Source organism: Duganella levis (genome assembly GCF_009857605.1).
Classification (GTDB): domain Bacteria; phylum Pseudomonadota; class Gammaproteobacteria; order Burkholderiales; family Burkholderiaceae_D; genus Rugamonas; species Rugamonas levis.
In genome coordinates this window covers 1-11,082 of sequence record NZ_WWCT01000052.1, presented here as the reverse complement: position 1 = coordinate 11,082, position 11,082 = coordinate 1, and the positions used below count along the sequence as shown (strand labels likewise).

The window sequence follows — 11,082 nt, the reverse complement described above, 5'->3', positions numbered from 1 at the left end:
GGCAGCGACACCGACAGCCGCGCCAAGCGCGCCGCCGGCAGCCGTCGCCGACCTGCTGGCCGCCGCGCGCCGTCTGGCCGATCTGGGCGACATTAAGGCCGCCGAAAAACACTGCCGCGATCATCTGGCCCAGCATCCGGAATCAGCCGAAGCCTACTTCATCCTCGGCCTGCTGAATGAGCTGACCAACAAACCAAAGATGGCGGAAGATTACTGGAAACGCTGCATCTACCTGCAGCCGGACCACTACGAAGCGCTGTGCCACCTGGCGCTGCTGGCCGAAGCCAATAACGACGCCAGCGGCGCCGCCGCGCTCAAGGCCCGCGCCGCCCGCATCTACAAACGCCAGCAAGCATCCTGAAGGCGCTAAACCATGAGCACAACCACCTCCCCCGCCACCATCGACGTCAAGGACTGCTGGAACGTCATCGGCGTCAATGGCGACCAGAGTTGCGAGAAACTGGAGCAGTTCGTCCACTGCCGCAACTGCGACGTGTACGCCAGCGCCGCGCAGCAAAACCTGCAACGCCCAGTCGGCGACAGCTACAAGAAAGACTGGGCTGCGCACTTTCGCCAGGCCGCCACCGGCAATCAACAGCAGGACAGCTCCTGCCTGGTATTCCGCATCGGCCGCGAATGGCTGTCGCTGCCGACCCGCATGTTCGTCTCGGTGGCGCCGATCGCCACGCCGCACCGCCTGCCGCACCGCGCCTCGCGTGGACTGAGCGGCATCGTCAACGTCGGCGGCACGCTGTACCCGTGCATGTCGCTGGCCGCCCTGCTGGGCATCGACGACAGCGAAGGCGAAGCGGCCACCCACCGCCACACCTTCGCGCGCCTGCTGCTGACGCAATGGGAAGACCAGGCCTACGCGCTGCCGGTGGCCGACCTGCACGGCATCCTGCGCTACGCCAGCGCCAGCGTGCAGGCGCCGGCCGCCACCATCAACAAAGGCCTGTCGCGCTTCCTCACCGGCGTCATCACGCATGACGACATGCGCATCGGCGTGCTGGATGAAGCGCTGATCGGCTACCAACTCGCGAGGACCCTGCGATGAGCGTGGATAACAACGGAGACCTGAGCCAGTTCTCCATGCTGGACCTGTTCCGCATGGAGGCCGACAGCCAGACCCAGATCCTGACCGACGGCCTGCTGGCGATGGAACGCCTGAAGGACGACGCCAGCGCAGTCGAATCGATGATGCGCGCGGCGCACTCGATCAAGGGCGCGGCCTCCATCGTCGGCCTGGAAGTGGTGGTGCAGCTGGCGCACGGCATGGAGGACGCCTTCATCGCCGCGCAAAACGGCAAGCTGGCGTTGACCGCCAACCGCGTCGACGTGCTGCTGGCCGGCGTCGATCTGATCCTGCAGCTGTCACGTTTGCAGGACGCCGAAGTGGATGGCTGGCTGGCCGCCAACGGTGAACAGATCAAGCGCACCATGGACTCGATCAGCACCATCGCCTTCCTGCCCGAACCGATCGATTTCTCACCGCCGATGCTGGCGCCGATGTCTGCACCAGCACCGGCCGCACCGCAATTCCCGATCGGCGAACTGCCGATCGCGCCGCAGCCTGCCGGCGCTCCTGCGGCCGACGATGCGCACGAGCGCCGCACCATGGCGCCGATGAAGCACGCACAGAACTTCGACAAGCTGCTGTCGCTGGCCAGCGAGTCGCGCATCAACGCGCACCAGATGCATCCCTTCGTGCAGAACCTGCAGCGCTTCAAGCGCAACCAGAGCAGCCTGTTCTCGCTGATCGAGCAGCTGCACGAAGCCATCTCCAACAGCACCGACGCCGGCCTGAAGGAAAAGTCGCTGCTGGCGCTGCAAAAAACCCATCCGCTCAAGCAGTTCGTGCTGGAGCACATCGCCGACATCGAAGCCTACGAGCGCCGTCTGCTGGCCGTCTCGCAAGGCATGGTGGACGAGGTGCTGACCATGCGCATGCGGCCTTTCCGCGACGGCGTGCAGCACTTCCCGCGCATGGTGCGCGACCTGTCGCGCAGCCTGGGCAAGGACGTGCAGCTGCAAATCGTCGGCGAAGACACGCTGGTCGACCGCGACATCCTGGCCAAGATCGAAAGCCCGATCAACCACATGCTGCGCAACGCCATCGACCACGGCATGGACAGCGCGGCCGAACGCAGCGCCGCCGGCAAGCCGGGCACCGGCACCATCGTACTGGAAGCGCGCCACCGCGCCGGCATGCTGAGCATCGAAATCAGCGATGACGGCAAGGGCGTCGACCTGGAAAAAATCCGCGCCCGCGTGATCGAACGCAAAATGGCGCCAGCTCAGATGGCGGCCGCCATGTCGCCGGCGGAGCTGATGGAGTTCCTGTTCCTGCCGGCCTTCAGCCTGAAGGAAAACATCACCGAAATCTCCGGCCGCGGCGTTGGCCTGGACATCGTCCACGAAACCATCCGTTCGCAAAACGGCACGGTGCGCATCGAGTCCGAACTGGGGGTCGGCTTCCGCACCTACATCACACTGCCGCTGACGCAATCGATCGTGCGCGCGCTGGTGGTGGACGTCAAAGGCGAAGCCTACGCCGTGCCGATCGTGCAGGTAGAGCGCGTGCTCAAGGTGCCGCAGACTTCCATCCACACGCTGGAAAGCAAGCAGTTCTTCGACTTTGGCGGCGAGCATCTGGGGCTGGTCTCGGCCGCGCAGGTGCTGGAACTGGGCGACACCAGCGCCGAAGGCAGCGAGCTGCCGGTGGTGGTGATCGGCGCCGGCGCGCGCCGTTACGCGCTGGTGGTGGACGCCATCCTCGGCGAGCAAAGCCTGGCGGTGCAGGCGATCGATCCAATCTTCGGCAAGATGCGCGACATCTCGGCCGCCGCCTTGCTGGACAACGGCGACCCGGTGCTGATCCTCGACGTGCCGGACCTGCTGCTGTCGATCGACAAACTGCTGCACGAAGGCGGCCTGCATCAACTGGCCAAGTCGGATGCCGCCGAACGCCGCAAGACCAAGCGTATCCTGGTGGTCGACGATTCGCTCACCGTGCGCGAGATGGAGCGCAAGCTGCTATTGGCCCGCGGCTTCCTGGTCGATATCGCCATCGACGGCATCGACGGCTGGAACGTGGTGCGCAGCGGCGAGTACGATCTGGTGATCACCGACGTCGACATGCCGCGCATGGATGGTATCGAACTGGTAACGTTAATTAAAAAGGATTTACACCTGCATAAGGTACCGGTCATGATAGTGTCATACAAAGATCGGCCGGAGGACCGCGCACGCGGACTGTCGGCCGGTGCCGACTACTACCTGACCAAGGGCAGCTTCCACGACGAGACGCTGCTCGATGCCGTCAGTGACCTGATTGGAGACGCCCGTAGATGAAAATCGCCATCGCCAACGATGTCGCCATGGCAGCCGAAGCGCTGCGGCGCGTGGTCGCCAGCACCGCCGAGCACCAGGTGCTGTGGATCGCGCGTACCGGCGCCGAGGCGGTGCGCATGGCGGCCGACAGCCGGCCAGACCTGATCCTGATGGACCTCAACATGCCGGAGCTGGATGGCGTGGAAGCCACGCGCCAGATCATGGAGCACAGCCCGTGCGCCATCCTGGTGGTGACCGGCCGCCCGCAGGATAACGTCAACCAGGTGTTCCGCGCGCTGGGCGCCGGCGCGCTGGACGTCACCGCTACGCCGGTGCTGCAAGGCCAGCCGGGCGGCGACGCCGAACTGCTGGCCAAGATCCGCACCATGGACAAGCTGATACGCCACAGCGGCGGCAATCAGGCCATGCTGCCGCGCAGCGCCGCCAACGCCGGCGGCAACGGCAATGCCAGCAACGAACCGGACACCGAAAAAGTCACCGCGCTGCTGGCCATCGGCGCCTCCACCGGCGGCCCGGTGGCGGTGTCCAAGCTGCTGGCCGGCTGGAAGGCGCCGCGCGGCTGCGCCATCGTGGTGGTACAACACATCGACCAGCACTTCGCCGACAACTTCGCGCGCTGGCTGGGCGAGCAGCTGGAGATGCCGGTGCGCTCCGCCGAAGAAGGCGATGAACTGGTGGCCGGCACCATCCTGATCGCCAAGAGCAATGACCACCTGACGCTGGATCAAAACCTGCGCTTGCGTTACGATGCCCATCCGAAGGACTATGCCTACCGTCCTTCGGTCGACGTCTTCTTCCATTGCGTGGCGCAGCACTGGAAAGGCGAAGCGATTGGTGTACTATTGACCGGCATGGGGCGCGACGGCGCCGAAGGCCTGCTGGCCATGCGGCGCGCCGGCCAGACCACCATCGCCCAGGACCAGGCCAGCAGCGCGGTGTACGGCATGCCGCGCGCGGCGGCGGAACTGGACGCGGCGCAAATGATACTGCCGCTAGCGAAGATCGGACCGGTCTTGCGCGGTACCCTGGGCGGACGTAGCTAACAACCTAAGAGAAACCTGATGTCCGAAGCACAAGTAATCGTACAAGATCAAGAACCGGTCCTCACCACCTTCAAGGTACGCGTACTGCTGGTCGACGACCAGTTGATCATCGTCGAAGCCGTGCGGCGCATGCTCAGCGACCAGCCGGACATCGAATTCCACTACGTGACCGACTCCACCAAGTCGCTGGAGACTGCGCTGCAATTGCAGCCGACCGTGATCCTGCAAGACCTGGTGATGCCGACCATCGACGGCTTCGGCCAGATCGCCCAGTACCGCGCCGAAGAAGGCCTGCGCCACGTGCCGGTGATCGTGCTGTCGGCCAAGGAAGACCCGAAACTCAAGGCGCACAGCTTCAGCACCGGCGCCAACGACTACATGGTCAAGCTGCCGGACAAGCTGGAACTGCTGGCGCGGGTGCGCTACCACTCCGGCGCCCACATCAGCCGCCTGCAGCGCGACCAGGCCTTCCGCTTCCTGCGCGAGAGCCAGAAGCAGCTGGCCGACGCCAACATCGAACTGCAAAAGCTGGCGGCGCTGGACGGCCTGACCGGCATCGCCAACCGCCGCCGCTTCGACGACACCATGCGCATCGAATGGCAGCGCGGCCAGCGCGACAAGAAGCCACTGACGCTGCTGATGTGCGACGTCGACTTCTTCAAAGGATATAACGACAGCTTCGGCCACCTGGCGGGCGACTTGTGCCTGAAAAAGGTAGCGGCTGTTTTGACTGAACACCTGAAGCGACCGGCCGACCTGGCCGCGCGCTACGGCGGCGAGGAGTTTGCGATTATCCTGCCGGAGACACCACTGACTGGGGCGCTGATCGTGGCCGAGTCGTGCCGCCGCCATCTGGAGCAGCTCGCGATCGAAAATCCGCAAGCGACCACGGACCTGTCCTCGGTGACCATGTCGATCGGCGTGGCCAGCCTGGTGCCGTCGCCGGATTCCTCGGTCGAAGAACTGATCCGCCTCGCCGACCAGGCGCTGTACGCGGCCAAGCATGCTGGCCGCAACCGCGTGATGAGCGCGGACGACACGCCCGGTCTCACCTCATCGAACTAAGGAAAAACTGCAGCATGAGTGCTCAAATCGATCAAGTCAGCGTCGTCAAGAAATCGAATATCTACTTCGACGGCAAATGCGTCTCGCACACCGTCATCCTGGCGGATGGCAGCAAGAAAACCGTCGGCGTCATCTTCCCTTCCAGCCTGACCTTCAACACCGGCGCGCCGGAAATCATGGAAGTCGTCGGCGGCGTGTGCAAGGTGCGACTGGACGGCGCCGACGACTGGCAGACCTACGGCGCCGGCCAGGAATTCAAGGTGGCGGGCAACAGCAAATTTGACATCGAAACCGTGGAAACCCTCGATTACGTTTGCCACTTCGGCTAAACTCAAAAGCAGACTGCGGTCTGCTTTTTTTACGACCATGAACATACCATCACACAAGCTACTCGCGATTATCGACGCCCAGGTCCAGCTGGTTGGTCTGGGCAATGACCTCGCCGCCGTCATGGACGCCGCCTCCGCGCGCGCGGTGGAACTGACCGGCGCCGACGGCGCCGTGGTCGAACTGCTGGAAGATGACGCCATCGTCTACCGCTCCGCCAACGGCATCGCCGAAGCGCAACTGGGCTTGCGCATGCCGGTGGCGAACAGCCTTTCCGGCCGCGTGCTGACCAGCCGCACGGCGGCATTGTGTACCGATAGCGAGACCGATGACCGCGTCAACCGCGAAGCGTGCCGCAAGGTCGGGCTGCGGGCGATGGTGATCGTGCCGCTGATCGCCGGCGGCGACGCCATCGCCGTCATGAAGCTGATCTGGAAGAAGCCGCGCGAATTTAACGAGCACGAAGTGGAGATCGCGCAACTGCTGGCGAATATGGCGGCGATGCTGATGCAGCGCGCCACGCAGGAAGGGCCGAATGTGCTGAAGCAGCGCCTGACGCTGGATGAAGCCAGCGGCACCGCCAACCGTTCATTCTTCTACGAGCAGCTGCAAGCCAAGCTGGCGACGGCGCAGGCCAGCAAAGGCCACCTGGGCGTGGCGGTGGTGCGCATCAACGGCATCGCGGCGCTGACCGAAGCGCTGGCCGACATCTCGCGCCGCATCGAGCGCGAATGCCGCGCTGGCGATCTGGTGGCGCGTATTGGCCATGATGAATTCGGCGTGATCCTCAACATGGCGTCGCGGCGCTCGATCGTCACCAGCCAGCTGCATCGTATCAGCCTGTCGGTGACAGGCGAATCGCTGCCCGGCATCAGCGACGCCGCATTACGCGCCGCCTGCCACACCGGCTGCTCGCTCTACCCGGAAGACGCCCACACCGCAATTGAGCTGGTGCAGGCTGCCCGCCCTTAGATGAACACAGGTTCAGGTTCGAGCAGCACGCCGTAGCGCGCCTGCACGTCGGCCTGAATCGCCTTGGCCAGCGCCACCACTTCGGCGCCGCTGGCGCCACCGTTATTCACCAGCACCAGCGCCTGTTTCGGATAGACGCCGGCCGCGCCCAGGCTGCGGCCTTTCCAGCCGCATTGATCGATCAGCCAGCCGGCGGCCAGCTTCTCGCTGCCATCCGGCTGCGCGTGGTGCACCAGGGCCGGAAAACGCTCCAGCAGCGCCGCGCATTGCGCGCCCGATACCACCGGATTCTTGAAGAAACTGCCGGCGTTGCCGATCACCGCAGGATCGGGCAGTTTGCGGCGGCGGATCGCGATCACCGCGTCGGCCACCTGTTGCGGCGTCGGCGTGCCGGTCAGGCTTGGTTCGGCCGCCAGCTCGGCGTAGCGCAGGTTCGGCTGCCACTGCTTGGGCAGCGCAAATGTCACGTCGAGAATGATCAGGTGGCGGCCCTCTTCGCGCTTGAACACACTGTCGCGATAGCCGAAGCGGCACGCCGCCGCCTCCATCACGCGCGTCTCGCCGCTGCACGGGTCGAACACCGTCGCGCGGTGGAACACGTCCTTGATTTCCAGCCCATATGCGCCAATATTCTGGATAGGCGCCGCGCCCACGGTGCCGGGAATCAGCGACAGATTTTCCAGCCCGCCGACGCCTTGCGCCAGCGTCCACTGCACGAACGCATGCCAGTTTTCGCCGGCGGCCGCGCGCACCAAATAATGTTGTTGCGTATCTTCCAGCACTTCCCTGCCCTGCAAGGCGATGTGCAATACCAGGCCGTCAAAGTCGCCGGTCAGCAGCACATTGCTGCCGCCGCCCAGCACCAGCTTCGGCAAAGTAGCCCAGGCGCCATCGACATAAACGCCGAGCAATTGCTCCTTTTCAGTCACGCGCAAATAGGCGCGCGCGCTGGCGGCGATGCCGAAGGTGTTGAGGGACTGCAGCGGAAATTGATGTAGGACAGAAAATGGGGCGGGCATGAGAAAATAATCAGGAAATTTCATCGATTATAGAGCGAAACAAGCAAAAAACCAGCGCCGATATGGCAGCGTTGGGCAGGTTGTCCGTTAAAATATCAGTCTTTGATGCAGCCGGATCCACGCGTGCTGCATGCCTCACGAAAAGGAAATAGTTATGCCGTCGTTTGATGTAGTTTTGGAAGCCGATATGATCGAAGTGAAGAATGCCGTCGAGCAATCTCAAAAAGAGATCGCCACGCGCTTTGACTTCAAGGGGACCGGCGCCGCCGTCGAACAGAAGGAGCGCGAGCTGACCATTACCGCCGATGCGGAATTCCAGTTGCAGCAAGTGCGCGAAGTGCTGACCGGCAAGCTGGCCAAGCGCAAGGTCGACATCCGTTTCCTCGACGATGGCGAGATCAAGAAAATCGGCGGCGACAAAGTGCGCCAGGTCATCACGGTGAAAAACGGTATCGAAACCGACGACGCCAAGAAAATCGTGCGCGCCATCAAGGACAGCAAGATGAAGGTGCAAGCCGCCATCCAGGGCGAATCGGTGCGCATCACCGGCGCCAAGCGCGACGACCTGCAGGCCGCCATGGCGCTGCTGCGCAAGGATGTTGCCGACCTGCCGCTGGAATTCAACAACTTCCGCGACTGATCTCCCGTCCGTCCGCGCGGCGTGCCCGGCACGGCCGCGCCGTCACATAGCTGTAGTACACATGGAGTAGAATAAGTCGGAGCCCCGACCATGCGTACTGCCGCGCGACCGCAAATAACCTCGGTAGTCTAAGGATAGCAATGAAACGTGTTGATGATTTCCGCCTGCGATTTGGCAATGAAGAGTATGTGCCCATCATGATCGGCGGAATGGGGGTCGATATCTCGACCTCGGAACTGGCGCTGGAAGCGGCCCGTCTGGGCGGCATCGGCCACATCTCCGACGCGATGGTGGAAGACGTCTCGGATCGCAAGTTCGATACCAGCTTCGTCAAGGACAAGACCAAGCTCTACAAGCACAACATCAACAACATGGACAAGTCCATGGTGCAGTTCGACCTGCAACGCCTGGCCGAAGCGCAACGCCTGCACATCGGCGCCACCATGCGCGCCAAGCAGGGTCCGGGCCTGATCTTCGTCAACTGCATGGAAAAGCTGACCATGAACGGTCCGCGCGAAACCCTGCGCACCCGTCTGAATGCGGCGCTGGACGCCGGCATCGACGGCATCACGCTGTCGGCCGGCCTGCACTTCGGTTCGTTCGCGCTGATGGCCGACCACCCGCGCTTCCGCGAAGCCAAGCTGGGCATTATCGTGTCGTCGGTGCGCGCGCTGCAGATCTTCCTGCGCAAGAATGCCAAGCTGAACCGTCTGCCGGATTACGTCATCGTCGAAGGCCCGCTGGCCGGCGGTCACCTGGGCTTCGGTCCGGAAGACTGGAAAGACTACGACCTGATGACCATCATGCTGGAACTGCTGGCCTACTTCAAGGAAGAGAAGCTGGACATTCCACTGATCGCGGCCGGCGGCATCTTCACCGGTTCCGACGCCGTCAGGTTCCTGGAAGCCGGCGCGGCGGGCGTGCAAGTCGCAACCCGCTTCACCGTCACCAAGGAATGCGGCCTGCCGGACAAGGTCAAGCAGGAATACTTCAAGGCGTCGGAAGAGGACATTATCGTCAACGGCATCTCGCCGACCGGCTATCCGATGCGCATGCTGAAAAATACGCCGGCGATCGGCTCCGGGATTCGTCCGGGCTGCGAATCCTACGGCTACCTGCTGGACGCTACCGGCAACTGCGCCTACATCAACTCGTACAACCGCGAAGTGGCGGCGCATCCTGAACTGAAGAACGTGGTGGTGATGGACAAGACCTGCCTGTGCACCCACATGCGCAACTTCAACTGCTGGACCTGCGGCCACTACACCTACAAGCTGAAGGACACCTCGTTCAAGAAGCCGGATGGCGAGTATCAGCTGCTGAGCGCGGAACACGTGTTCAAGGATTACCAGTTCAGTACGGACGATCACATCGCCCTGCCTGAGCAGGAATGAGAAAAGCGCCCTAGGGCGCTTTTTTTATTTTGTCATCCTTCGCTGTTGATGCGGTAGATCAGCGCTTCCAGTACTTCGTCTGCCCGCTCATTATCGACCTGGCAGGTGCCGGCATTCTCATGCCCGCCGCCGCCGTATTCCAGCATCAGCGCGCCGATATTGGTCTTCGAGGTACGGTTCAGGATCGATTTGCCGGTGGCGAATACCGTGTTCTGGTTCTTCAGGCCCCACAGCACGTGGATCGAAATATTCGTCTGCGGGAACAGCGCGTAGATGATGAAGCGGTTGCCGGCAAAGATCACTTCCTCGTTGCGCAGATCCAGCACCACCAGGTTCTTGTGCACCGTGGCGCAACGGCGGATCTGTTGCTTGCACTTCTCGGCGTGGTCGAAATACAGCTCCTTGCGTTCCTTCACGTCCGGCAGTTCCATGATCTGCTCGATCGTATGGTCCTTGCAGTAATTGATCAGGTCCATCATCAGGTTGTAGTTCGAGATGCGGAACTCGCGGAAGCGGCCCAAGCCGGTACGCGCATCCATCAGGAAGTTCAGCAGGTCCCAGTTTTCCGGATTCAGCACTTCCTGCTCGTTGAAGCGGGCCGCATCGCCCTTGTCGACCGCCGCCATCATATCGTCCCACGATGCCGGGAACGCCTTGAGGCCGCCGTAATAATCGTAGACCACGCGCGCAGCCGATGGCGCCTCCGGATGAATCACGTGATTGCTGCGCTCACCGGTATTGCGGATGGTTTCCGACAAATGGTGGTCAAACGCCAGGTGCACGCCGGGCACATACGGCAAATTGGTGGTGATGTCGTTGTCGCTGATCGCGATCTTACCGTCCTGCATGTCCTTCGGATGGACGAACAGGATCTCGTCGATCAGATCCAGGTGCTTGAGCAGCACCGCGCACACCAGGCCGTCAAAGTCACTGCGGGTGACCAGACGATATTTCTTTGCTTCAGACATGGAACACACCTCTAGTAAGTTGAAGAAGGCCGCCGCAAGGCGATCACTAATCATACAACCCTATGGTGTAACTGCACAGCAATTGCTTTAAGCCGTTGATGTAAACGCAAAAAACCCCAGTTTTGCACTGAGCGCGATCTTGAGCGCGTTCAGGCTTAACTGGGGTTTTTCTAATAACTAGCTTGACGATAACCTACTTTCACACTGGTTGCAGCACTATCATCGGCGTAGAGTCGTTTCACGGTCCTGTTCGGGATGGGAAGGGGTGGGACCGACTTACTATGGTCATCAAGCTTTGAC

11 protein-coding genes and 1 rRNA gene are annotated in these 11,082 nt (G+C 62.4%); 9 read left to right on the top strand and 3 right to left on the bottom strand.

Annotated elements, in window-relative coordinates; genetic code table 11:
* The 7 genes from GTP69_RS30095 to GTP69_RS30065 all read left to right on the top strand — a co-directional run.
* On the top strand, nucleotides 1-361 hold a 361-nt coding region (locus GTP69_RS30095; protein WP_161058312.1), incomplete at its 5' end, for a tetratricopeptide repeat protein.
* Nucleotides 362-373: 12 nt separating this feature from the next.
* Complete coding sequence (locus GTP69_RS30090; protein WP_161058311.1) at nucleotides 374-1,057, top strand: chemotaxis protein CheW; 684 nt, start codon at nucleotides 374-376, stop codon at nucleotides 1,055-1,057.
* Nucleotides 1,054-3,354, top strand: a complete 2,301-nt coding sequence (locus GTP69_RS30085; protein WP_161058310.1) for a hybrid sensor histidine kinase/response regulator — start codon at nucleotides 1,054-1,056, stop codon at nucleotides 3,352-3,354. The genes GTP69_RS30090 and GTP69_RS30085 overlap by 4 nt, the downstream gene beginning before the upstream one ends.
* Nucleotides 3,351-4,397, top strand: coding sequence for a chemotaxis-specific protein-glutamate methyltransferase CheB (cheB, locus tag GTP69_RS30080; protein WP_161058309.1), 1,047 nt, complete (start codon nucleotides 3,351-3,353; stop codon nucleotides 4,395-4,397). The genes GTP69_RS30085 and cheB overlap by 4 nt, the downstream gene beginning before the upstream one ends.
* Before the next feature lie 18 nt (nucleotides 4,398-4,415).
* A complete protein-coding gene (locus GTP69_RS30075) occupies nucleotides 4,416-5,462 on the top strand; it encodes a diguanylate cyclase (protein WP_161058308.1) in 1,047 nt (348 codons plus the stop codon).
* Nucleotides 5,463-5,476: 14 nt separating this feature from the next.
* Entirely contained in the window at nucleotides 5,477-5,791 is a 315-nt protein-coding gene (ppnP, locus tag GTP69_RS30070) for a pyrimidine/purine nucleoside phosphorylase (RefSeq protein ID WP_161058307.1), read from the top strand.
* Between the two features lie 37 nt (nucleotides 5,792-5,828).
* Nucleotides 5,829-6,761 carry a sensor domain-containing diguanylate cyclase gene (locus tag GTP69_RS30065; RefSeq protein ID WP_161058306.1) on the top strand — a complete coding sequence of 311 codons (933 nt, stop codon included), beginning with the start codon at nucleotides 5,829-5,831 and terminating at the stop codon, nucleotides 6,759-6,761.
* Here GTP69_RS30065 and murB read toward each other — a convergent pair.
* Nucleotides 6,758-7,780, bottom strand: coding sequence for a UDP-N-acetylmuramate dehydrogenase (murB, locus tag GTP69_RS30060; protein WP_161058305.1), 1,023 nt, complete (start codon nucleotides 7,778-7,780; stop codon nucleotides 6,758-6,760). The genes GTP69_RS30065 and murB overlap by 4 nt on opposite strands.
* Before the next feature lie 154 nt (nucleotides 7,781-7,934).
* Between murB and GTP69_RS30055 the strand changes: the two genes are divergently transcribed.
* A complete protein-coding gene (locus tag GTP69_RS30055) occupies nucleotides 7,935-8,420 on the top strand; it encodes a YajQ family cyclic di-GMP-binding protein (protein WP_161058304.1) in 486 nt (161 codons plus the stop codon).
* A 140-nt stretch (nucleotides 8,421-8,560) separates the two neighbouring features.
* On the top strand, nucleotides 8,561-9,814 hold the full coding sequence (locus tag GTP69_RS30050; protein WP_161058303.1) for a nitronate monooxygenase: 1,254 nt from the start codon (nucleotides 8,561-8,563) through the stop codon (nucleotides 9,812-9,814).
* A gap of 32 nt (nucleotides 9,815-9,846) precedes the next feature.
* On the opposite strand, the gene GTP69_RS30045 is transcribed toward GTP69_RS30050, so the two are convergent.
* Nucleotides 9,847-10,782 carry an exopolyphosphatase gene (locus GTP69_RS30045; protein ID WP_161058302.1) on the bottom strand — a complete coding sequence of 312 codons (936 nt, stop codon included), beginning with the start codon at nucleotides 10,780-10,782 and terminating at the stop codon, nucleotides 9,847-9,849.
* Between the two features lie 180 nt (nucleotides 10,783-10,962).
* A 5S ribosomal RNA gene (gene rrf / locus GTP69_RS30040) occupies nucleotides 10,963-11,075 on the bottom strand.
* Nucleotides 11,076-11,082 lie beyond the last annotated feature (7 nt).